The sequence below is a fragment of the Alicyclobacillus vulcanalis genome (genome assembly GCF_900156755.1).
GTDB lineage: Bacteria > Bacillota > Bacilli > Alicyclobacillales > Alicyclobacillaceae > Alicyclobacillus > Alicyclobacillus vulcanalis.
Window position 1 is genome coordinate 3010 of sequence record NZ_FTOO01000014.1, and the last position, 22782, is coordinate 25791.

The following is a 22782-nucleotide window of genomic DNA, read 5'->3' on the forward strand; positions in this document are numbered from 1 at the left end:
TCCACAACGCCCGCTGCTCAAACCGCACCACACGCCCCGTCGCCCTGCCCGGCATCATCGGTACGCGCTTCGCGGCCTCCATCAACTCCGCTAGTTCTCGCTCTTTCAACACCGTGGCGAGCATCCGCCCCACGTGTACCGCCATGTCGCTGATTTCGCGGTTCAGTGTCCGCGACGACATGTGCAGTTCCATCGCACAGGCCACGAGCTTCTTGCCCTGCTGATACCGCAACCGGAACAATCCCCACCACTCCGTGCCCTCCACGGCCTGTTCAATCAGCCGCATTTGGCCTTCCAACGCGCGGAGCGACTGCCGCACTCGCACCTTCGTCTTCAAACTCGTCGCCTTGATGCGCTGGCGGGACTGCCACAGCACCCGGTACAGGTTCAGCGCCGCGTACCCGATCTCCTGATACGTCGCGTCATCGAGCACATTCGGAGCGGCAGATGTCGGTTCCGGCGGCATGGGCAAAAGGCATGTCTGCTGGGCCTCCCGCATGTCCTTGATGCGGCCGTGGACCAGTTGCCACCCGCCTGCGCCTTCTTGCACGTAGATCCGCAACACAAGGTCGTCCAAGCGAACTCCGATCGCCTCGAACGCCCCGCGCAGAACCTCCACGAACGTGTCCGGCTGCATCTCGCACGTCACCATGTGCTCACTCGTCGGACCCATGAGCGCGTACGTGTAGTGCCCCTCCATCGCCGTCACCTCCTCACTCATCCGGGAAGAGTGCATAGAACTCCGCGTACCGCTCGTCGCGGATGCGCTCCCTGCGTGTCGGCTGAGATGTGCGAGTTCGGCTCGTCCGATGAGGCGACGGCGAAGGTTGAGGTTTCACGCAATGTTCGCGATACTCGGCCCAGTTCACCGCCTCGACAGGCTGTCGCTTGGCGACCTCCGCCGCCCAGCGCTCCTTGATGACCTCCGCGCAATACGCGAAACTGCGCGGACGTCGGTCGGCGAAAGTGGCGAACGTGTAGTCAATGCCGGCCAGGATGAAGTCCATGGGGACGCCGCTCGCCGTAAGTTCCTTGAGTGCTCGGTAGTCGTTTCCCTTGGCGAAGTAGGGTCGTCCCAGGTGCATCGTCATGCGTTGGTCGATGGCCATGTAGGGGTCGTCCTCATTCGTCCAAGCGCTTGGAGGAGTTGCACTAGGCAAGCTGGTGTTGTATGTATGCGCCGGTGTCTCATCTGTCGCTGAGATTTCGGCAGGCATGTCCAACAGGTCCGTGAGTGCGTCTCGCTTAGATTCCTCGATTTGGTACACGCGCGCGTGCGCGCGATCTTCGTCTTCATCATCATCTATAATCTCTGTATGTAGTCTCTGGTATTGCTGTCCACGAAATGGACTCCGAAGTCCACTTTCGAAACTACGAAGTCCATTTTCTTGACTTCGAAGTCCATTCAGTGGACCTCGAAGTTCATTTTCTGGACTCCGAAGTTGATCTGCGACAGAGACAAGGATATCGAGCGGTACCAGGTATCCCTCTAAGGAGTATCCAAGTTGCATTAAATCCCTTTGAATATTCACGATGTTGACCCTATACTGGTACGTCTTGTCCATTTTGTTTTGGGGATTTCGCCTTTGCTCAATCCATCCAGCATCAACAAGCGACTTGAGGTGATTGCCGATTGCAGTTTTTGATAGGTTCAGCATAGTCTCTTCCGACAGGTCTTCTGCCTTTTTGTAAATCCAACCCTGGCGGAGTTCAATATTCAACTCGTCCCCGATATCGCGAGCGCGTTGCTGCTCCTCGAGAATAAACAGGTCGAAATCCTCTACGCGTTCCGACCAGTACAAAAATTGATTAAGCAATATCGCTTTAATGTAGTCGCCAGTGAGCGCAACGAGTTCTTCTTTAATGACCACACGCTTTAGACGCATGGAGGAGTTATGTCGCATATCGCGCACACCTCAACTTTCTCTATCAGTGGGACCGGGAAGACTTTGGGATTAAAATTTTACCCTTTATCTTGAATTTCGTTACCACCAGGTAATAGAGTGACATCGATAACCACATCGTCCAGGGCCAAGTCGCCACCTACCACGCACATGAGTTTTTTTACAAATAAACCACCCACTCCGCGTTGTCCCCTCATTGCACGGTATACGGTCGTATAAGAGATACCCATATGGCGTGCCAAATCCCGTTCATTCCAACCCTTCTTTTGCATAAATTGCTTCACCACGGGGACATTAAGCGAGAGTTTCATGACTTACCCCCCTTTTGCATTACCTCTTAGCAACATATTAGCACCACCAATACCCACAGGCAATATTCCCTGTTGGTATTACTTTTTAAAATGAGTCTTTGTCTCCTGGCAATAACGCTATTAAACTCATACCTAGGAGGCGTTTCTCTTGACCGATCCGAAGTCGTTTGGAGCTTACATTAAAAGTTTGCGCGAGGCTCGTGGTTACTCGATCAATCAATTAGCTCTGTACTCCGGTGTAAGCGCGGCACATATTTCAAGAATAGAGCGTGGAGTGAGAGATATACCGAGTCCTGAATTCATTGAAAAACTCGCAAAGGGATTGCGTGTCTCGTATGAGCATTTAATGGAGAAAGCCGGTTACATCAAACCTCGAGATTCTACTTCAAGCTCCATAGACGATATTTTTATAATAAATTCTGATATGGTTAAAATCCCGGTTCTTGGTTCCATACGTGCTGGACAACCGATTGAAATGATCAGTGAATTAGCACCTGAATATGAACTGGTCGAAAAAGAACTCGTTCGCGGTCATGAAGCCTTCATATTGCGCGTTGTCGGCGATAGCATGATAGGTGATCAAATATACGATGGCGACCGGGTAGTTGTGATTGTTACACCGGATTTTTCACCATCAGACATCTGTGTAGTGGCTATAAACGGTGAAGAAGCCACTCTAAAGCGGGTGAAACGTCAAGGAGATCAATGTGTGCTTACGCCCAGCAATCCCGAAATGGAGCCGATGATATATCCAGCAAAGGATGTACACGTGATCGGCGTTGTCGTAGAAGTTAGACACAGGATTAAAAAGAAATATTAACGCCGATGCAATACGATTCTTATTGGGAAGACGCCAGAATCTTCTTTAAACCACGTTCCTGTACATTCCCCAGCTTCCGCACATCGACCGTCCCTCCGGTCATGTCGTCAATATCGAGAGTGCGACTCGAGAGGACGGATGGTTGCTCTGTGGGTTGTTTCTCGAAATGCACCTTGGTGGCTTCACAGGCTCCGCTAACCGCACGGCCGCCACAGAGACTTGCTTCTCCAGTGCACGCCGCGACACTCCAGCGCTCATGATATTGCCGTGCGAACGAGCGCGTATGCTGTGGCAAAACGATAGCCCGGTCTTCGGTGGTGTATTTGCAAACCTTGCGCAAGAGACCACACATCGCTGCGGCTCTTTGCATTGACGTATCAATCCCCTGTGTTACACTTAAACTGAAAAGAGTACCGGAGTTTGCGGCTCCGACGCTCGGGCACCGACGCCTGGGCAGTGTCCCTGCCCGAATAGTTACATCATGCAGGCAAGAGACCGCCCCATCGGCGCGAACCTAATGGGGGCGGTCTACTTGCGTTTCATCGCAAGGACTAGAGCCAGCACGAATTGCAGCAACGTTATCAGCAATGACCCGGTTTGGATCATCAGCTGAAGGATGCCGATCACGTCCATGGCCCCACCCCTCCCGTCACACGGGCAGGGAGTGGCCCCCCAAGGTGGTGCCTGTCTCCAGTCTAGCACAAGCCTCTAAGAGCCTGCATAACTCTGCACCATCGGCACCGTAATCGTGAATGGTTGAACATTCGCCGCGTAGCTCGGCATTGTGAACTGCACCACTACGACCATCGAAGGCGCGTCTAGCGTCTCGTTGATCCCATACGCGCTGTTGACGTAGTGGTACGGGAAGGTCGTGTTGCTCCAGTCGTAAAACTCCTCGTCCACAATTCGAGGCGCGACGCGGAATGTCGAATTGGGCAATGGCTGGAGCGTGTTTGGGTCCAATCCGAGATTGTCGGCAAGTGTCGTCCGGAACGTCTGGGCTGCCTCGGTCTGGTCAAAGATGGGCTGGCCGTTCGCCGTGCTGGACGGAATCACGTCCTCCACCGCGTCCTGACTCGCGAGCACCATCGCATTCACGATGCGGTGATACACCACCGTCTCCATCTCCAAGTTCAGCACCTGCTCATGCGTCCAAAACTGCAACACGACAAGGAATAAGGCCATCAAGATCCACTTCATGAGGGATTTATCGCCTCGCTGTCCGCGCTCTCATACGCTGTGAGCGTCGCATGATTGGAGGCAGGCGCCATGGAGAACAGGTTGATATGTGTGGGGATGGAGATTTGGATGTCAATCGGGTTCCCGCGCGTCGTGGGAAGCGTGGTGCCTTGCACCTGGACTTCCGAGACCGGATAGCCCAGGTGCGTCGCCACCGCCTGTTGGATGTTGGAGAGATCGGTCGCCGAGAAGTAGCCCTTGATCTTCGCCTCCGAAATCGCCGTTTCGGCCACCGCCTGCAGATACTCCAACCGCGCGCCATTGATGACATCCATGTACGGCTGGTAGTTCCACGACAGGATGAAAAAGAACATCAGCGCGAAGATGATCGCACTTCTCATCCGACCCGACCTCCCTCATGCTTTCACGCCATCAACCGCCCGACACGGAGCCTTCCGCGGACGTAATTTGCTGTCCCGTAAACGACTGCACATTTGACTGCTGTGACGAGCTCCACGTGTTCATCGCGACCGTGCCTACGACGCCGCCAATCAAGACGAGAAGCGCGACCACGACACCGACAATGGGTGAGTTCATGTGTCATCCCCCTGTTTTAAGAATTGGAGCGAGACGCGAGATTCGCGGTCGGCATGTTCGTGAGGGTCGACACCCCGGCTTGTCCGACTTGCGTGAGTTCGTGTTTGCCAAAACGCACGTTTGTCACCGCCAAACCGATGACCATCACCATCACGAGCAAGCTAATGATGATCTGCCGCATCCTCCGCGCCTCCTCTCATGCTCCACGATACGGTTTGAAAGCGAGCATTTTACGCCAAGAGTACGCCATATTTTCATCCGCCTGCACTCGCGCGCATGAGTGCGCCTGCGTAGACCTGGATGACGACCATTAGATCGAAGCTCGTCGCCCCAAGCCCGAGCATCGTGAGCGCCGTCGCCAAGATGGAGCGCGTGTTCAGGTGCGCCCGGAAGGCGGCAATGCGGTCGGCTCGGAATCGCTCCAAGTTTGTCTGGAGGACGTCGAGCGCCACGGCGACGCCTGCTTCCTCGATCTCGATGAGCATGTGCGCCAGCGCCTGCGCTTGGGACGTTCCCACTTCCTCACTGAAGCGTTGGAGTGCAGCTGCGGGATCGTCGACCCAATCATGTAGGCACCGCTCCAAAAACGGGCGTAAGACAGGCACACGGTGCAATTGGCGGCGTAACATGTCATACACCCCGAGCGGTCGCCCCCGAAACGCGACCGCCTCTTGAAGGAGCAGGCGGTAGAGGAGATAAAGCGCCTTGTCTCGCTCCAACGCCGCCTGCTTTTGCAGGGCAAGGAAGCCGTAGTACATCGGGAACGGACGCCGATACTCGAGCCCAAACCATGCGACGAGCGGAAACAGCATCAGCAAAATCCGTCCATGAAGAAGCCCCACGACTCCCATGAGCAAGAAGACGAGCGTCAGCCCCATGCGCAGGTAGTAGTACTGATACGCCTTCAGCGTGAGGCCGCTTTTCCGCAGTAACGAGACGAGCTGTTCGTCTTCGAGCCTCACCCGCATCCTCCGCTTCGCCCCATACCACCCGGCCGCAATCCGCGCGCGCGTCCGTATGCCCGCGTACTCGCCCTGTCCAGCCCCCATGACCAACAGCACGCTTGGAATGAGTCCCAAGGCCAAAATCACGTAACCCATGCCGTTGTCACCCCTTCAGATGTCCTGCTTCGGCTTGTAGAACGTGATCCCGATGATGAACGACCCCAGCGTGGCAAGAAGGGTCAAAAGGAACCACGTGAAGCCTGTCGGATTCGCAAACTGGTACTGGAAGATGTTCCGCGACACAAAGAGGTAGAAGAGCACCATCATGACGGGCCACATCAGAAAAGGCACACACGAGATGAGGAGCGTGTCGATCCGGGCCAGGTTCTGCGACTTGCGCGCGTCTTCAATCTCCTTGAACTCCTTGTGCAAAAGCGCAAGGCTCGCTTCGACGTTCACACCGTCCAACAGGGCGTGCTCAATGTCACTCGCGAGTTGCTCCGCCCACGAGGTCCCGAGCTCCTTCACGAAGCGATGCAGGGCGCGCCTCGCATCGTCAGGCGTTGTGTAATCCGTCAGTCGGTCGGTCAAGCGCGCCACCGCCCGCCGCATCGGGCTTGGCGGCAGATGCTCCACCGTCGATTGCAGAGCATGCAGCATGCTCCCGTGTTGCTTGCGGTACTCCGGCACGATGACCGAGAGCAGCGTACCGATGTCGTAGGAGTTCCTGATGCTCATGTGATAGCGGCGGATTTGGAGCACGCCGTACGGTGCGACTACGGTCAACGCAAACATGACAAGCGCATAGAACGGGTTGTGCGTCACCACAGAGGTGAGCACACCCACGATCACGGCCGCCGTGACTGAGCCCACGATGAACCGCGACACCGCGTCACGGTGAGGACGTTTGAGCGTGGCCTGCAAAAGCGTTTCGAGGTGGTCATGCCAGCCCATCCACCACGGCAACTGCGTCACCTGCCGGCCTCGAAACCCCTCGCTCACGCGGAGGAGCTGCCGATGCCCGATGCCGTAATACGTCCGCTTCACCCACGCCCACCCATCTCGCCAGACCTGCTCAAAGAGCCAAAGGAATCCCGCGCAGGCCACGCCATACAAGACGATTTGCGCAAGGGTATTCAGTGCATTCGCCATGGCTTCACCCCCCAATCTTCACGCGACGTTTGGCCTCGCCTTGAAACGGATACGCCGACGCCAAGCGTTGAAACTCCGCCTCAAACGCGGCCAGGACATCCGGGTATGTGTCCTCCAAGCGCTCGCGCATGGTCCTCGGAATCTCCGCGTGAAACGTCCAACGGTCTGTAGCACGGTGATACTTCATCCACGTCGTGACCGTGTAGGATTCCGTCTCATGGTCGAATTCGTAAGCGTAGACGCCGGTCACGATCTTTCGACCCGTCGGGTCTTCCCACATGGTGATGGCGACATCGAGACTTTGCGCCGTCCGGAGGTAGGTCGCCCGGTAATCCCGATTGGGGTTGTTCGCGAGCGCCAAATCGGCGAGCTCTCGCGGGATGTTGGTCACGTACGGACTGTGATAGCTCGCCAAACACCCGTTGCCGCGCTCGCGCGAGAGGATGAGCAAATCGACCTCACTGCTTCGGATCTCCGGCACCATCATGTAGTGGGCGTCTGAGCGCAGGAAGGCTGGAAAAAGCGACGTCATCTCATCGAGCGGTGACTTGAGCGCGATGATCCGTCCCGCGCGTTCCGGGAAGTCTCGCTTCAGATGGGCCTCAAAGGTGCCGCGTTCCACTGTCACCACTTCGAGATTCGGATCGCGCGCGCCAAAGATGACCTTCAAGAACGTGGTCTTCCCCGACCGCCGAATCCCGGTCGTCACCATCGTGAGCATGAGTCGGCTCAGGAGCTTCCACCACTCGACGGAATCGGCCGGGATCGTGCGCATTTCGGCCTCGTGTTCGAACGTGTAGCGATGAAAGGTGTAGTGCCGGAAGACGAGCACGTACGTCTCCGACAAAGGCGGCGCGAAAATTGTCACGCGCGTGCCATCGAGCATATCGACCTGCGTCCAATGATTCGTCTGATTGACCTGGTTCGTCGGATCACGGAGCGTGAGCGTGCGCACCAACCGCTTCACCTGGTCGATGGAGTCAAACGCGAAAGGTTGTAGGACCTTCGTGTTCGACCCCTTGACGCCAAATAGGATCTGAGTGCCGTTTACGGTCGCGGATTCGGTCGGATTCGCAAACCACACGCTCATGGGCCCAAAGCCGAGCGCATGTTGAAAGATCGCTTCCGGCAAGTCCGGGTAGTACCGCGGATACCGAGTGTTTTGAAACTCGGGACGTTCCCGCAAAAAGTCATGGATGCGATGGATGAAATACTGCTTCGCGGCCTCATCCCCGATGAGCGCCCGGTACTTGCGGTGCAGGTACTGCGAATCCACCTCGTCTTTCCCGCCGACTTCCTCTCCGAGGTATTGCTGAAACGCTTCGATCACGCGGTCAAACGGCACTTCCCCGTAGTCTTTGGCGCGCTCGCGCTGCGTCTCCAGCACATACCGATCCGCGCGAAAGGGCTCGCTTGGCAGAAGCTCATGCACGGACACTCGCAGCCACCTCCGGGGTCGCAGGCAACGTCACAGCCGATTGAGCCAGGGTCTCGACCGCCTTGCGAAAGGTCTTCTCCGCCAGAAACACCTTCATCGGCTCTGGCGATTGCTCCGCGAAAAGATCGATGGACGGATAATACGGAATGGCCGCAAGTTGCATCATCCCCACCGCCTTCGCCAGACCGCCCTTGCCGTGTACTTGACTGCCGATGAGCATCAGGTCGCGTGGCTCAACACCTAAGGGCCGGAGGATATAATCCATCTGCCGCAAGAGTTGCCGTTGTGTCGCCACGAGGTCATTGGCGATGACGTAGCGGTGCGTGGCCGCTTGGAGACCTTCAAGCGCCAGCGCCGTGTTGAGTGCGCTCCCCACGTCCAGCACCAACACCTCAAACTGTGACCGTGCCACGTGGAGCAGGTGCCGGACGTGCTCGGGCATCACCGCCAACGCGCGCGTCTGGTTTTGAAGTCCCGGCAGGTACTTCACACGAAGCACAGGCTCCATCGCGGCCTGCAGGGTCTCCGGATCGAGCTTTTGCTGCGCGAGATAGGACAGAATGTCGTCCAGGTGATGTTCGGCGCCTGGCACCATGGCCGTGCCCGGATCATAGGCGTTGAGACCCAAGACCCCGACGGACTTGCCGTGCTGTGCGGCCAACACATGAGCTACGGCGAGGGCAATCGTCGTGGTGCCAAGCCGCGGATACACACCCCAAAACGCGAGGATCGGCGTGGATTGGCCTTGTCCGATGGCTTCGTCCAGATAAGACAGGACGCGCGAAGCATGCACGAGACGGATGTTGTGTGCCGCCGCAAACGCGGTGAGCGCGGACGTGAACTCGTCCACGATGTATGTGATAGGCGTCTCGGAAAACCGCTCTCGAATCTCGTACAACTCCGTCTCCGGCACACGCTTGGCATCGAGCAGAAGAGCATCTACCTTACGGCCCTCAAGTGCATGCCAGTCTTCCGCGATTTCCACGCGCCCGGTAAGTTCCCTTTGAAGCGACTCACGAAGCCTCACCGCGATCACTTCGCCCCACCTCCCGTCCAGTTGTCATCCGACACGCCCACGATGAGCAGTTGATACTTCTGCTCAATGAGGCTCGCCAAGGCCTGCGCTTCGGCAGAGGTCATCTTCAGGTCCACACTCGCCGGTATACCATTGCCGTTGCCCCGCGCCCCCACCGATTGCGGCGCCCCCGTCTGTTGCGACGTCACCTCGGCGTTGTTATCGGTGTGCACCGATAACACGAGGAGATGTTTGAATTCGGAGGCCTCACTGGTCGTCGTGAACGTCCCGACGTTGTTGGCGCCGGCTTGTGGCTCTGCGATCGGAATCAGATCGACGTAATCCCCTTGGCGAAGCGTCTCCGACACCGACGCAATCCACGTCGAGGGAATCGGCACATCCTCCGTGCCGGGCGTAATTGTGAAGGGGTCAGGCTCCGTATCAAGCGCGGTCAACACCTGATTCTGATCGACCGTTTGTGCCGTGTACGCGCCAATCAGTCCTTCCGCGTTCGTAATCGCGTCGGGACTCACCTCGCTTTTCGGTACGCGGATGCGCTCGACATCCGCCGCTTGGATGGGGGTATCCGCGGGCAGCTGCGTGCGCGCGACGTACACCCATTCACTCGTGAGTATCGGGGCCACGAACTGGTTGTACGCGATACTGCCCCCGACACCGACCACAAACAGCGTGGTCGCAAGGGTGTATCTCACCCAGGACTTCATCTCCTCGCCTCCTATCCACCGACGCGCGCAGGTAAGAGCGGTGTCACTACGCGTTCGGTCAATTCGTGTAACTCACTCGTCAAGGCCGAGACGTCCGGAAACCGCCCCGCCCAGAGCGCTTGTTGCATCATCTCGGGCGCGAGATACGGCACCCGCACCGTATCTTCAAACAAGTCCTCGTAATGCGCGAACCGCGTCCATTTGTTCAGAACGGTGACCATGGACCCGCCGTATTTGGCGGTGAGCGCCCGGTACTGGTTGCCGAGTTCGGCAATCGAGAGAAACGTCGGATCGCAATCGAGCACGCACACGATCCGGTCCGCCACGCCTAAAAGCATGTCGCTTGGCGCTTGCGTCCCCACGTCGACGAGTGTCACCGGCTTTCGCATTTGCCGGAAGATGTACTGCACCATGGGCTGACCGTAATCGGCACTCCCAATCCAACCAGGCGGCAGGGGCACCAAATCCACCCCATCCACCTCGATCTCTTGTCCCACACCGTCCACCGTCCAGTGCCGATAGCTCTCGGCCGGCATCCGCGCATCCAGCTGAAAGTAGTCCCACATCCGCGGCCATGACCTCGGGTGCTCGATACAGGCCACAGAGCGCGTGGGCAGATGTTTCGCGAAGAGCTTCGCGAGCAGGTACGTGATCGTGGTAACCCCTGAGCGCGGCCAAAGCCCTAAGACCACGACAAGCCGAGGTTGCACGACTTGCAATCGCTCCGGCGGAGACGAACTCACCTTGCCCCATCGTGGACGCCGCCAGCGTGGACGAACGGGTGCTTCATCCTGCGTAGGCTCGTCCGTATCAACTTTGGGGGTCTCAACCTCAACCACCACCGGGTCTCCCCGCGCCAAGTGCCATACCGTCTCGTCCACGTATGCGCGCACATCGAGCGGTGTCCGCGGGTGTTCGATGAGATCGTCAAGCACGCCGAGTACCACTTCATCGCCGAAAAACGCGAAGTCATACACCCCAAGCGAACACAGTTGCCGCTTCCATTCGTCGGTCTCGTCTTCTTTTGAGCCGACAAAGATGACGCGCGCGCCCTCTTGTCGCGCTTGATGGATGATTTGAAGCTGCTCTGCACGATGCGGAACTACCCACGTGGAGAGAAGCAGGATATCTCCTGGCGCAAACGACGTCTCGAGCACTTGCTTGTCGTAGACGAGCCATGTGCTTTCCGCGTAACGCTCGCGCAAGTCCGCCGGAAACGCGAGATAGAGCATGGCGCCACCTCCTTTGGCCTTTCGGTGTCATGCTAGCGCATGTGCCATCATGATTTACGCCAACTTTACGCCATATTAGAGACTGCCGAAGTACGGCTCCAGCGCCGGAATCCACTGCTGCGTGATCGCCGCGACGTACTCGAGCGTCTGGCTGTTTTGGGCCACCGTGTAGCCCTGCGATAGCGCCTCTTCTTCGGCGCCAGGACCTGCGTTGTAGGCGGATAATGTCTCGTCCACATTCTCGTTGAACTCGTGATAGAGCTCCGACAAAAGCTCCGTGCCAAGCAGGATGTTCGTCGTGGGGTTTGACAAATCCGCGTACCAATTCGCCCCCACGGGCACGCCGTTCACCGTAAGGCCTTCCGCTGTGCTCGGTTCCACTTGCATGAGCCCCATCGCCCCGGCGCTCGAAGTCAACACGTGTCCAGAGAGGTCCAGCTGATTCCCGCCCGATTCCTGGTACATGACGCCCGCGATGAGCACGGCCGGAATGTGGAACATCTGCGCCGCGGCCTCGATATCCGCTTTGTAGTGCAGGATGTTTTGAATCGCATTCCCGCTTGGCAATGCTGTAGATACGTGCGGAAGATCGGTCACCACAACACCGCCTGGGAACAGCACAGACGTGACCATCTTCTGCACCTCTGGGTCTGAGATCGTGTAGTCGATGGCCCCGATGAACCCCGCCAAGATGTCCTCGTCCTCTTGGGATTCCTTGATGTGCGTGTGTTGCGCCGTCGGGATGTGCTTGAACAGATTCCAGACACGCGACCAGTCGTACGTGCGCGTGGAGGAAGCGAGCTCGATTTTCTTGGTGTACACGCCATTTTGGGTCGTGCCTGACATGGATGTGACCCACTTGTACGTGTCCACGAGCGTCCCGTCCCACGTATTGGCCGTTTGGAGCATCGTGACGGGCGTGTCCACTTCGTGGGTAACGACATGACAGCCGTCCTTTCCGCACACCGTGCGATACGTGATGGTCACGTCGATGTAGGTGTGCCACGTGTACACGGGCATCAGGTAGTCGTAGTATTCCTGGGCGTTCGGCGGATTTAGGTTATTGATCATCTTACCGATGCCCATGAGCACCGCGGCCGGCAGGTCGACTTGCTGCTCTTCCACCTGCGCAATTTGCGATGCGGAGAGTCCCTGTTGCCATTGGTCGGCCACCTGTTGGTATGTGTTTTTGAGCGCCGTTTCCTTTGCTTCCGTCGCATTCGACAGCACGATGTTCCCGTTTTCCACCGTGCCCTTCCCATTCGCCTGATAATCCCCTACCAAGAATCCCAACAGCGACAACGCGACGATGAGAAGCGCCAGATAGCCAAGAACGCCACCCAGTCCAAGCGCGAGTACCAGACGCTTCACCAGCCAGGGGAACACGTCTTTCGGCTCGGTTGGGATGCGAAAAAGTCCGATGCGCTTCATATGGTCACCAGCTGCCTGTACGTTTGCGCTTGGACGAGTTCCAAGAACGCCGACTCCACCTGCAAGAGGCCCGTCACCAGCATGCCGTCAAAATCGAGATACATGCCTTCCACAAGTGCCTGCTTCACCTGATTCCATGACTGGCCTGCTTTATACGGCCGCGGACTGAGCCGGGCATCAATCACATCCACGAGATGAACGACTCGCGCCGCTAGCGGGATCTCCTCTCGGCACAGCCCCTCTGGATACCCATTCCCGTCCCAACGTTCATGATGATAAAGCGCGACCTGTTGGGCTAACTCGAAGAGGTCTCCATCACGACCGGTGTAGGATTGTGCGATATGTGCAAGGATGTCCCGTCCGTGTACCGTGTGCTGTTGCACGTACTGGCGTTCTGCTGGCGACAGCGGGCCAGGCTTTCGCAACAACTCACGGGGCAAAGCCACCTTGCCCACGTCATGAACAAGTGCAGCGAGCTCCAAACGCTCGCAGGCCGCTTTGGGCAAACGGAGGACGTGAGCGCCGACAAAGCGCGCATAAGTGGCGACGCGCTTCACGTGTCGATCGGCGTCTGGCTCGCCGTATTCGGCGACAAATGCGATGGATTCGAAGAGTGACGTCAGCGAATGCACGATGATCATCTCCTTGTGTGATCAGGTTAATGCGCATACACCTCCAAACCACGCCAACTTTACGCCAAATAAAGTGCAGAGAAGGACTTGAAACATTCGGATAGGGAAGTCTATACTCAGAACGAGGACCCGCCCTTGGTTCTTCGGCTCCTCATGTGCTCGTTCTGTACCCACGGCGCATGAGGAGCCAGGCAATGAGAGGGTAGGTTCCACACCCAGGCATTCTGCACTCCGCACTATCCTGGCCCCGCTGTCGCGAGATACCGGGGCAGGCCGTCTGATCTCGCGGTATTCCTCATGATGATTTATGTGGTATAGTGGAAATAAGATACGGCGCAGTGTCCATGATAAAAAAATCACCCACCAGCGTGTATACTGGTGGGTGGGAAGGCCTGCAGCGCATGCATCGGGCCGACATATTTCGGTGCAGGGCAACCAGCCTATAACCCGGCCAGGTTATTTGTGGGGCTGGTTGTCTTGTTTATGTGAAGCAGGCTCTCGCTCGATTTCAATGCCTAAGGCAAAGATCCCGAGTAGTCGAAGCCACAACTTCAACTTTCGCACCGCGCCACCCCCTCTGCTTGCAAAGTCCCTTTGCAAGCGCTGCAAGGCCTCACAGCGGGGCGGCCGCGGATGCATGCACTGGTGGGGTGTGTCCCCTGCACGTAGAATAGCACATTCGTCTCGGTCTAAGGGGTGTTGAGCATGATGGGCGGCTATGGTTTTGGCATGATGGGCCTTTACTGGTTTCTCTCCGTCCTCATGCTCTTAGCGGCGATTGTCCTTGTGATTTGGGCGATTCTCCGCATGAAGCCGTTTGGCTCTTATGGTCAGCATGAACCTTATGACCGCGCAGTGGAAGTTCTCCGCGAACGATACGCGCGTGGCGAGATTAGCCGGGAAGAATACCTTGAACGACTGGAGGATCTACGAAAATTATCGGACTAATGCTCCTTGCGCTTTAGACGACGGTATATTTCGTCGTCGTTTCGCTTCCCAACTAACAACACATGGATTTCGTCATCGGCTACTGAGTATATGATTCGATATTCGCCGATGTCCACGCGAAAGTAATCGTATCCTTTGAGCTGCTTAGCATCATGTGGATACGGATTGGATAGCAAGTCGAGAATCCGCATAACAACCTGTCGAAACGTTTTGGGTTGAAGTTCTGACAGAAAATCCTTTGCAGACTTAGTGATCCGCAGTTTCATTTAAGCGCTCCATCAGCCACGTTTTCGTCTCTTCTTCGGTGAGAAGCCCTTCTTCAGCAGCCTTTTTCGCCTGTTCTCCCCACCACGAGTCCTCAAGCTCTTGCAAACGCTCGAATTCTTCTATCGACAGCATCACGGCAATCGGCTTGCCGTTTTTTTCAATGAGTACAGGTTCCACTTTAATGCTGCTCATCAACGTTCCTAGCTGGTGCCGAACGTCGGTTGCGTTCACAGTCCTCATAATCCGTCACCCCTCATGATTCATTTTATTCATTTTGTTCATTTTGTACAATATGCTCAGGAAGCCCTGTTTGTTTTCGCTCTCCTCCACGGTAGCGTCCTATCCAACACCGCCTCAATCCGCTGTTGCCGCTCCAACCACTCCGCCCACCCGGGCATGAGCGCCAGGTCCGCTTTGTCGAGCGTGGACATCCACGCGATCCGCCGACGCCGCTTCTTCCAGAAGTGGCGAATCGTAAACCATCCGACCACCGTCCAACCGAACGTCGCTGCGCGCGGCCACGGAAGCGGAGCCCATATTGCGTAAGCCAGCCATAGGCCGTAGTACGAATACTTCCGACCACGCTCCTTGATGACTTCAAGTGCTTTCTCGTACTTGAACCACTCGAATCCCGAGAAGAGCACGCTGAGCAAAATCATGAGGATATAACCGGCCGGCACAATGCTCAACGCGATGAAGCCTGGCATCCAAAACGGGATCATGTGCCATACGTGGCGGAACAGATGCGCTTCAGCCGGGCTGTATGGGATTTTGAGATACCAGTGATGGATGAAGTGCCATAAGCCTTTCATGCACGGTCACCTCGCTTCGATTCGTCCTTCATGCCGGGGAATACGATGAGTCGTGCTCGGCGTAACTCAGGTATCACAGACTCCTGCGCACGCTGTACCGCAAGTTTCTTATCCCGAACTCGTCTTCGCGCTTCGAATATCTGCCACTCGCTATACGTCAGGCCTTTCGATGCTCCTCCGCCCGGATCCGTATTATCGAGAAAGTCAATGAAACTCATGAACCATTTCAAGAGAAAGAAGCCTACGATCATCAAGATGGACGGCACCGTGAAGAAGTCCACGAGAAACTCTGTGCCGGTATGAGGAAGTGCAAACCACATGGCATAGAAGAAGACACATCCCCAAATGAACATCGCGTACCAGAAGCTCACAATCTGAGATGGTGGCTCCGAGAATTCAAAGGGTGCCTCGTCCACCGCACGGTGCGGATAATCCATGGCCCAAAAGAACAATGTCCCGTACCATGCGATGATGGCCGGCGACCACCAGGGCAACAGATGTCGTAGATGCATGAAAAACACGCCTGGATGCATGTGGATCACCTCGTATCCCAGCATACCATGGCGTGTTTACGGACGTAGCGTGATTCAGACCTAAGTTATCGCCGATACATGAGCGCGTTGCGCGCGTCATCCAGGAACGCCTTGCTCCGCTCTGTTTGCACCTTATGCGGATCCTTCGGCTTCTCGAGCACTAAGCGCCCGGCTTGCACGGCTTCTCGCGCCTTCCGGTCAAGCATCGCAGGCCGGTACGCTGTGAAGGCCTCCCGATACGCTTGCCTTGCCTCGGGCGACCACGTGCCTTGATCGCGAAGGTGCTTGCCATCCTCCCACTTGGTCTCCGCTTCTTGCAGCAAGGACTGAACTGTCGACGAATCGAAGCCCGAACGTCGAAGCTCGGCAAGCCATTGCGCTTTCGCAGCCTCATACCGTTTCTCGGCCTGCGATAAGGGCAGTTGCATATGCGCGTGCGCCTGTCCAATCGCACTCCCACCACTAACCGTACCCGACGAAGTGGTTGACGCGCTCGAATGCGAACTGGGAGATGCTACGTTCGCAGGAGATGTCGTACCCGACTGGGGGTCTGCGCTTGGACCTGTGGTATTCATCCACTCACTCGCAAGGCTCGGCAGACGCGTTTTCAGTTGATTGAGTTCCGCAACTTCGCGTAAGTTCGCGCGCAGGGCTTCCAATCGCTCAGCACGATTCTTGTCATGCACTTGGTATCTTTGCGCCAAACCCGCTGTCAGGTTGGATATCCCCGTAACGGGTCTGCCAAGCCATGGTTTATCTCCCCATGTACGTTTCGCATAGTTGGCGACCAGTGCGGAAGTATGCGCGGCACGGCGCATGATCTCGGCCGTCGCGCCCCCTTCGTTTTGATATCCTCGCCATGAGGTTCGAAGCCAAAGTCCCGCATGGCTTTGCGCAATTCCCTGTTTCACACTCCGCGCTGCCTCCGCCAGCGCACCGACCGTGTACGATTCATGACGTTTCCCAGAAGAGGTGCCAGTTCTGGAGACCGAGGTTCGACTGCTACTTGTCTCCAACCCTGCGCCATTTGCATGCAACACGTCTCCTTGCGAACCAAGTTTATTCTGCATCATCACGTCTTCGATCGACGCACCCGACTTGAGCGTGCCTGCGTACATCTCGGGACGTCGTTCGATGGCCTTCTGTGCGAATCGACGTCCCACCGTGTTATCTATCGCATGCGCCATCTTCCCAAGCGTCGCGCCCGTGGCCTTCGCCGACCCGGACACCGCCACTTTGCCGGCCAGGTCTCCCGCTACAGCCGACGCTCCGACCATCGCAAGGTTGCCCCAACGCATGCCGTGATCTGAGCCGATGAGCGACGCTCCGAATGACTGGGCTACCACATCGATCAGCTTGCGCACGTAGACCGCGGACGACAGCAGCCCAATCGTCCCCGCCAGGGCCACAAACACGTCCTCCGCTGTGAGCGCCGTGCCACTGGCCGGGGACGCCACCGCGCTCGCCACCCCGTACACGACCGCTTGGCCCAAGGGCACCGCCATCTGGTACACCCATTCGACCCACCACGTCTTCGTGATGCCGCGCGTCTTGTCGTTCGCGTAAAACGCCATGGCGAGCGGGAAAAAAAGCATCCAGACGTACAGGAACACCTCGCGGAACTCGTACACGATCCACACGATGAACGCGAGGAGCGCCTGCAAGAAGTTCACGATGCTGTTCAAGAGCGCCTGACCGCCACTCGTGCTAAGCGGTGTCCATTTTTGCGGCGCGCCAAGGTGCAAGAAATAGTCGCTCGCGTAGTAAAAAAGCTCGGTCACCAGAAGCGCCAAGTGCTGGCCCTGCCAGATGAGCAGAGCAGACACCACAAGGCCGATGACCCCTTGTTTCATGCGTTCTCGTTGCACGGCGCTCTCTCTTGCGCCTGATACCTGCACCGCTAGCAGATACACCGAGATGAGAAAGAACGACCAACCGAATACCCAAAACGCCGTCGCAAAAGGTTCGAGCGTCGCCACGGCGTGCGCGTCCATGACATCCGAAAAGCTCCCCGTACCCCAACTGGGCGCACTTGACGCGTTGTGAAAGTACCCACCCAGGATGATGTTCCCCATCACATCCGGCGCCAGGTTGTTCCCCGCGGCGACCGTGTGATTCAACAGTGACTGAATCCCGTTGGCAAGAGCGTTGATGAGATTGGCGATAAGCCCGGCGAACCAGTTCACGCGAGCCACCTCCGCTGCATGGCGAGTTCCGCATCCGACTGCACAAACCGCGTCGTGAAAAGCTCAAACTCACCCGCAAATGGGATGATCTGGTTGTAGAACACCTCGCCGCCCACCCACCAACGGGCTTGCCCATCGCGGAATCCGATGAGCTCTTCAAATTCGTGCTCTTCAAGGCCGAAGTTCTCAATGACCGCTTCCTTGTCGAGCTTGTCCTGGCGGAGCAGAATCTTCGTGTCAGAGTTTTGCAGGATAGCCCGGCCCTGCTCGCTCTCCGCGAACTTGCGGAAGTCCTGGCTGGCAGCGACCGCGGAACCCGAACGCTTGCGGATACGCCGGAAGACGTCCTCCATGAAGATCGCGTGGTAGAAATGCTCGAGCATCTTTTGCACTTCGTCAATAATCACGCGCTTCTTCAGGTGGACGTTCTTCTTGATGAATTTTTCCATGATCCACTCGAGCACGACATGCATGCCGAGGAGGCGGGCCATGGACTTCTCCGGCAGATGCGAGAGGTCAAAGCTTACGACCGGCACGTCTTGCAGTTCGACGTTCGAATAGCAGTCGAACATACCCTCGGTGCCGCCTTCGCGGAAGCGACGCAGACGCATCGCCAACTCTTCCAAGCGTGCATCCGATGCTGCACGAGTTTCGAGCTTCGCATAGAAGTCGGAGAATCGCGGCTGAGGCCGCTTCACCCGCCGGACGAGGCGATCTCCCTTTGCGTCCCGCTGCCACGTCTCATGCCGCTCATACAAACTCTCCGGGTCGGATGTGAACCCGAAATCCCGCTCGTACATCTCCTGGAGCATGTCGTTAATCGCGTTTCGCGTGTACGAGTCGAGGAGATCGTGCCCAGCGTGCAGATGCGCCATGCTGACAATCAGGCGCTCCATGTCGCTGATCTTTTCTTTCACGTCCACGAAGCGTCGGATTGTCCCGTCCGCCTGCTTTTCCTCTTCCTCTTCGAGCTCAAACGGATTGAATTTGTAGGGCGAATGCTCATCTAGGCGAATGACGACGCCGCCCAGGGCCTGCACCATGGGCGTGTACTCGCCCTCGTAATCGACGATCGCATGGCGAATGCCCATGGCCGCTGAGCGGGCCACCAGGCCTTTTACCAAGAAGCTCTTACCGGAACCCGCCTTGCCGATGATGACCGCATTCGCGTTGACGAGCTTCTTATGCCAGGCGTCATACCGGTTCAAGTGACCGCTTGACCAGTCGACGCCAATCGGCACGCCGTACTCATGGGAAAAGCGTGCATTGGTGAACGGGAAGCTGTTTGCAAGGGCACTTGCGGTCATCTCAATGGGATGACGAAGGGCGTTTTCGCCAATCGGGGCAACTGAGCGAAAGCCGAGGTCGTGTTCTTTGAAGGCCTCACGAAGCAAGAACCCCTCGAAGCCTTCCCGCTCAATCCGCTCACAGGCGGCCTCGAACTCCTGTCGATCCGGCGAGCTGACCGCCAAAATGATGGTGGCATAAAAGATGCGCTCGCGGCCAAGCCGTAGCTCTTCGCGTTCTTTTTCGAGCAGCTGATACTCCTGTTGGAGGAAGGCAATCTGCTTGTTGGTGCCCGCCTTCTGCTCCGCAAGGATTTCGGCCTCGATTTTGGTCATGAGCTTCGTCCGCTTGGCCATGGCCACCGCGGAATCCGCAGGCTCAACGTGTAAGGAGATGTGCACGTCTGCCCCAACGCGGAAGAAGCGCTGAAAGTACCCGAAATGGACGGTGGAAGGCAGCCCCGTGACGTAATACGTCTTCGTATATCCGCTTGGCGATACGTAGATCTCGCTCGCGCGCATCTCTATCCCATCGGCGAGTGTCATGAGATCGTGGAGCGTTGGCGCGTGCTCCCCAATGACACTCGGATCTTGCGCAAGGACGCGCTTTTCTTTCTGACGTCGCAAATGCGCCCGCAACCACGACCAGCGCTTATGCTTCTTTTCCTTCTTGCGTGCGAACAAGGTCGCTCACCTCCACGTCGAGGCCATCCACCCGCGGCGCATGCGTCCGACGCATCACCGCATCGCGATAACGCTGGCTGACCGCCCGTTCTCGGTTCCAGAAGTTTTGCACAGCCTCCACCACTTGCACCGGCTCAAGCACGTCGTATGGCAGCCCCATGGCGGATAGTCCCGACTCGACGAAGGACTGTTCCCGTGCCAAGCGCTCGAGCTGCATTTTCTCGTCCTCCCCGCCGACTTTCGGCAACACGCCGATGACAATCAGATTCTCGCGGTCTGTGCGAGGCTTTAGCGCTTCCTCCCGCAGGTAGTCCTTCAAGGCCTCCGCGTACGCCGCGAAGGCCGGATTGTCATAGGCCTTGACCGCATCGTCAATCGTCGATTCGGCGAAGGCCACGAAATCCGTGTAGTTCGCACGCCGTGCCTGGACGGAAATCTGGAACGGGTTGTCGAGGCGCATGAGCATCGCCTTAAACCGTTCGCGCACGGCCACGATTTCGTCCATCGACATGGCGTACAGGTTGAGATCCCCCACACGAATCAACCGCCGAAAGCGTCCGTTGACGATGACCGCACCCGACTCGTGAAACCCCTCGATCGGCAAGAACTCTTGAAGCGACGGCGTGACTTTGCGTTTGCTTCGCCGCCGTTGTCCTTGTTGCTTACGACGATCTCGCAGGATGAGGATGACCAACATGACCACAAGGACCGCGCCCAGTAGGATGAACTTCACGGAGCTCCCCACCTTTCCGTTGCGCGCTTGCGATGGACGCGAACCCGGAACTCACGGTCATAGAGGATGAGCTTGGGCCGTCTGGCGTAACGGAACGAGAGCCACAGCCATTCGGCGAGCGGCCGATTTGCGACGGGCACCACCGCGAAGACGAGACCTGCTCCTCCCCACAAGAAGAGCACAAGAAGTCTGGGCTCATGGAGCAGCGGGAGGATGAACCACGCAAGCGCGGCCATCGGGGCCGTGAGACAGACCCCGATGGAAAAGTGCGCGATGTGCTTCGTGCGAATGCCAAAGACGAGCGTTTCGCCTTCTGTCATGGGAATCGGAGAGTGGACTTCGAGCATTGCTGCGCCCCCTCCTTAAAAGCTCTTGCCGAGGTTGTAGAGCGCGCCAGCCAAGATCGCGCCGCCCCCGAGCATGACGCCCGATATGGCCACCCAAACGAGGTGGCTTTTCGCCTCCTCGCGTCGTTGTGCGTGATGGGAACCTGCCATCAGACCGATGATGGCCTTGTAGAGATGGAACAGAAACAGCGCACCAGCAACCGCGAAAATCGCATCGTCCAGCCAACTGAGCGCCTGGTTGAGCACAGAACTCACGCTCGACGAACTGCTGGAGAGTGGATTTGTGATCCCACTCGTGCTTGCTTCCGCTGACATGGCTGTCGCAGCCAAGACGGCGCTTCCCGCATACAAGCTTTTCCCCACCTGAGTGATCCATCGCTTCATGGACATGCATGCCTCCTATCGCTGAAAGGTCGAATCAATGGCCAAAATGACGCCCGGCAGAATCACGGCCGCGAGAAAGCCCACGATGGCGTACAGCGTGATGTGCGCGCCCGTGCGTTTAATCCGCGCGTGACTCCCGATGGAACCCACCAGCCACACGAGCGCGCCCGCCAGCACCCCGATTTCCGACAAGAAGTAGACCCAAGCGAAAACGACCTCGATGAGATGGCCAAACCCGCTTGTCACCCGATTCAGAAGCGCCCAGGGATTCACCGGCGCAAAGCCAAGCTGGGTGATGGTTTGCGTCACATTCGACGCCGTGCTTCTCGCCATACCCTCACCTCCCCTCGCTTGGACTGGTCTTGATGGCACGAGCGTACAGGAAGAGACAGAACAATTTGCGCCAACTTTAGGCCAACCTTCGCCACGAGCAGAATCAGGCGCGGTTTGGCTCTGGCGTAATCCTGGCGCGCCGCTACAGCGAGTCCGTGATAGTTTGTGTCCATAGCCACTAAGCCACTGAGAAGGGAGACGCCAGATATGGAGAGAGTTGAATACGTGGACCGCGTGAAGCACGTGTGGAGCGAGTATCGGACGAACGACGAGGAACTTGCGTTCGCGCTTGGCATCGAGGAAGAAGCTGAATCCGTGGACGTTTCGACGAAAGACGGAGTGACGAACGTCACGGTGTTCACGACGGAGGCCGTCTATCACTTTGGCACGTTCCGCGCCGATTATGTGGGTCATGCTTCGCGTGCATTGGTGCAGCTATTGCAGCACTTCCGCGTGAACTTGCCCATAGATTTCATCGTGGCGCATCAGACCTTTCACGTGTACTTGAAAGGCGGCAAGATCGTCGCAGGCGAGAAGGAATATCCGATCGCCGAACGTAACGAGGGGTACGAACTCGTGGAACCTGTCGAGTGGATGGTGGCCTCAAGCGTGCTTGATGTCGTGTTGCGCTTGGCGGAAGAGTACGAAGTGACTCCCGAACAGATCGTGGAGAGTGCAGTAGGCACGTTCTATGCGCTCCTCAGTGTCGCGGAAGAACATGATGTGGAGCCAGGAACGGTAATTTCTATGTTGACGGAGCTAATAATGCACAGGCACGACGAACACGCAAGAGAACATGAACTAAGTACGTTGAATAGGTAAATATATGCCCCCACTACATCCATATGTGTTGGTTGAACACCTTGGATGTAGTGGGTAAACCATAGTG

The 22782-nt window shown here is 57.2% G+C and carries 29 protein-coding genes; 3 read left to right on the forward strand and 26 right to left on the reverse strand.

Annotated elements, in window-relative coordinates; genetic code table 11:
- The 3 genes from BW934_RS13305 to BW934_RS13315 form a co-directional block, all read right to left on the reverse strand.
- Positions 1-700: hypothetical protein (locus tag BW934_RS13305; RefSeq protein WP_076348923.1), on the reverse strand; the 700-nt coding region annotated here is incomplete at its 3' end.
- A gap of 13 nt (positions 701-713) precedes the next feature.
- Positions 714-1904, reverse strand: coding sequence for a helix-turn-helix domain-containing protein (locus BW934_RS13310; protein WP_234969831.1), 1191 nt, complete (start codon positions 1902-1904; stop codon positions 714-716).
- 59 nt (positions 1905-1963) lie between these two features.
- On the reverse strand, positions 1964-2215 hold the full coding sequence (locus BW934_RS13315; RefSeq protein WP_076348925.1) for a helix-turn-helix domain-containing protein: 252 nt from the start codon (positions 2213-2215) through the stop codon (positions 1964-1966).
- A 148-nt stretch (positions 2216-2363) separates the two neighbouring features.
- On the opposite strand from BW934_RS13315, the gene BW934_RS13320 reads away from it, so the two are divergent.
- A complete protein-coding gene (locus tag BW934_RS13320) occupies positions 2364-3035 on the forward strand; it encodes a S24 family peptidase (RefSeq protein ID WP_076348927.1) in 672 nt (223 codons plus the stop codon).
- A 528-nt stretch (positions 3036-3563) separates the two neighbouring features.
- Here BW934_RS13320 and BW934_RS15410 read toward each other — a convergent pair.
- The 13 genes from BW934_RS15410 to BW934_RS13370 all read right to left on the reverse strand — a co-directional run bounded on the left by BW934_RS15410 (position 3564) and on the right by BW934_RS13370 (position 13380).
- Entirely contained in the window at positions 3564-3668 is a 105-nt protein-coding gene (locus tag BW934_RS15410; RefSeq protein ID WP_008338896.1) for a putative holin-like toxin, read from the reverse strand.
- Positions 3669-3743: 75 nt separating this feature from the next.
- A complete protein-coding gene (locus BW934_RS13325; protein ID WP_076348929.1) occupies positions 3744-4235 on the reverse strand; it encodes a hypothetical protein in 492 nt (163 codons plus the stop codon).
- Positions 4232-4615 (reverse strand): hypothetical protein, encoded by a 384-nt coding sequence (locus tag BW934_RS13330; protein ID WP_076348931.1) that lies wholly within the window; start codon positions 4613-4615, stop codon positions 4232-4234. The genes BW934_RS13325 and BW934_RS13330 overlap by 4 nt, the downstream gene beginning before the upstream one ends.
- A gap of 31 nt (positions 4616-4646) precedes the next feature.
- Complete coding sequence (locus BW934_RS15110) at positions 4647-4811, reverse strand: hypothetical protein (protein ID WP_008338900.1); 165 nt, start codon at positions 4809-4811, stop codon at positions 4647-4649.
- 16 nt (positions 4812-4827) lie between these two features.
- Positions 4828-4992 carry a hypothetical protein gene (locus tag BW934_RS15115; protein ID WP_200805762.1) on the reverse strand — a complete coding sequence of 55 codons (165 nt, stop codon included), beginning with the start codon at positions 4990-4992 and terminating at the stop codon, positions 4828-4830.
- A gap of 73 nt (positions 4993-5065) precedes the next feature.
- Complete coding sequence (locus BW934_RS13335) at positions 5066-5911, reverse strand: hypothetical protein (RefSeq protein WP_076348933.1); 846 nt, start codon at positions 5909-5911, stop codon at positions 5066-5068.
- Between the two features lie 15 nt (positions 5912-5926).
- The gene (locus tag BW934_RS13340; RefSeq protein WP_076348935.1) at positions 5927-6907 is read right to left on the reverse strand and encodes a type II secretion system F family protein; all 981 of its coding nucleotides are present in this window, start codon (positions 6905-6907) and stop codon (positions 5927-5929) included.
- Positions 6908-6911: 4 nt separating this feature from the next.
- On the reverse strand, positions 6912-8345 hold the full coding sequence (locus BW934_RS13345; RefSeq protein ID WP_076348937.1) for an ATPase, T2SS/T4P/T4SS family: 1434 nt from the start codon (positions 8343-8345) through the stop codon (positions 6912-6914).
- Positions 8332-9381: a CpaE/TadZ family protein gene (locus tag BW934_RS13350; protein ID WP_076348939.1), complete on the reverse strand. Its 1050-nt coding sequence runs from the start codon at positions 9379-9381 to the stop codon at positions 8332-8334. The genes BW934_RS13345 and BW934_RS13350 overlap by 14 nt, the downstream gene beginning before the upstream one ends.
- The gene (locus BW934_RS13355; protein ID WP_076348941.1) at positions 9378-10085 is read right to left on the reverse strand and encodes an SAF domain-containing protein; all 708 of its coding nucleotides are present in this window, start codon (positions 10083-10085) and stop codon (positions 9378-9380) included. The genes BW934_RS13350 and BW934_RS13355 overlap by 4 nt, the downstream gene beginning before the upstream one ends.
- 11 nt (positions 10086-10096) lie before the next feature.
- Positions 10097-11317, reverse strand: coding sequence for a hypothetical protein (locus BW934_RS13360; RefSeq protein ID WP_076348943.1), 1221 nt, complete (start codon positions 11315-11317; stop codon positions 10097-10099).
- Positions 11318-11392: 75 nt separating this feature from the next.
- Positions 11393-12748: a lytic transglycosylase domain-containing protein gene (locus tag BW934_RS13365; RefSeq protein ID WP_076348945.1), complete on the reverse strand. Its 1356-nt coding sequence runs from the start codon at positions 12746-12748 to the stop codon at positions 11393-11395.
- Positions 12745-13380 (reverse strand): HD-GYP domain-containing protein, encoded by a 636-nt coding sequence (locus BW934_RS13370; RefSeq protein WP_076349023.1) that lies wholly within the window; start codon positions 13378-13380, stop codon positions 12745-12747. The genes BW934_RS13365 and BW934_RS13370 overlap by 4 nt, the downstream gene beginning before the upstream one ends.
- A 705-nt stretch (positions 13381-14085) precedes the next feature.
- On the opposite strand from BW934_RS13370, the gene BW934_RS13375 reads away from it, so the two are divergent.
- Positions 14086-14328, forward strand: a complete 243-nt coding sequence (locus BW934_RS13375; RefSeq protein WP_076348947.1) for an SHOCT domain-containing protein — start codon at positions 14086-14088, stop codon at positions 14326-14328.
- Here the strand turns inward: BW934_RS13375 and BW934_RS15500 are convergent.
- The 10 genes from BW934_RS15500 to BW934_RS13425 form a co-directional block, all read right to left on the reverse strand.
- On the reverse strand, positions 14325-14594 hold the full coding sequence (locus BW934_RS15500) for a type II toxin-antitoxin system RelE family toxin (protein WP_008338917.1): 270 nt from the start codon (positions 14592-14594) through the stop codon (positions 14325-14327). The genes BW934_RS13375 and BW934_RS15500 overlap by 4 nt on opposite strands.
- Positions 14575-14835, reverse strand: a complete 261-nt coding sequence (locus tag BW934_RS13385) for a type II toxin-antitoxin system Phd/YefM family antitoxin (RefSeq protein ID WP_076348949.1) — start codon at positions 14833-14835, stop codon at positions 14575-14577. Before BW934_RS13385 ends, BW934_RS15500 begins: the two co-directional genes overlap by 20 nt.
- Positions 14836-14891: 56 nt before the next feature.
- Positions 14892-15407: a hypothetical protein gene (locus BW934_RS13390; protein WP_076348951.1), complete on the reverse strand. Its 516-nt coding sequence runs from the start codon at positions 15405-15407 to the stop codon at positions 14892-14894.
- Positions 15404-15940 (reverse strand): hypothetical protein, encoded by a 537-nt coding sequence (locus BW934_RS13395; RefSeq protein ID WP_076348953.1) that lies wholly within the window; start codon positions 15938-15940, stop codon positions 15404-15406. Before BW934_RS13395 ends, BW934_RS13390 begins: the two co-directional genes overlap by 4 nt.
- Positions 15941-16005: 65 nt before the next feature.
- A complete protein-coding gene (locus tag BW934_RS13400) occupies positions 16006-18126 on the reverse strand; it encodes a hypothetical protein (RefSeq protein WP_076348955.1) in 2121 nt (706 codons plus the stop codon).
- Entirely contained in the window at positions 18123-20096 is a 1974-nt protein-coding gene (locus BW934_RS13405; RefSeq protein ID WP_076348957.1) for a VirB4 family type IV secretion system protein, read from the reverse strand. Before BW934_RS13405 ends, BW934_RS13400 begins: the two co-directional genes overlap by 4 nt.
- Positions 20065-20829 (reverse strand): hypothetical protein, encoded by a 765-nt coding sequence (locus tag BW934_RS13410; protein ID WP_076348959.1) that lies wholly within the window; start codon positions 20827-20829, stop codon positions 20065-20067. Before BW934_RS13410 ends, BW934_RS13405 begins: the two co-directional genes overlap by 32 nt.
- Positions 20826-21176 (reverse strand): hypothetical protein, encoded by a 351-nt coding sequence (locus tag BW934_RS13415; protein ID WP_076348961.1) that lies wholly within the window; start codon positions 21174-21176, stop codon positions 20826-20828. The genes BW934_RS13410 and BW934_RS13415 overlap by 4 nt, the downstream gene beginning before the upstream one ends.
- Before the next feature lie 15 nt (positions 21177-21191).
- Complete coding sequence (locus tag BW934_RS13420) at positions 21192-21560, reverse strand: hypothetical protein (protein WP_234969823.1); 369 nt, start codon at positions 21558-21560, stop codon at positions 21192-21194.
- A 15-nt stretch (positions 21561-21575) separates the two neighbouring features.
- Entirely contained in the window at positions 21576-21893 is a 318-nt protein-coding gene (locus BW934_RS13425; RefSeq protein ID WP_076348965.1) for a hypothetical protein, read from the reverse strand.
- A gap of 207 nt (positions 21894-22100) precedes the next feature.
- On the opposite strand from BW934_RS13425, the gene BW934_RS13430 reads away from it, so the two are divergent.
- Positions 22101-22715, forward strand: coding sequence for a hypothetical protein (locus BW934_RS13430; RefSeq protein WP_076348967.1), 615 nt, complete (start codon positions 22101-22103; stop codon positions 22713-22715).
- Positions 22716-22782: the final 67 nt, after the last annotated feature.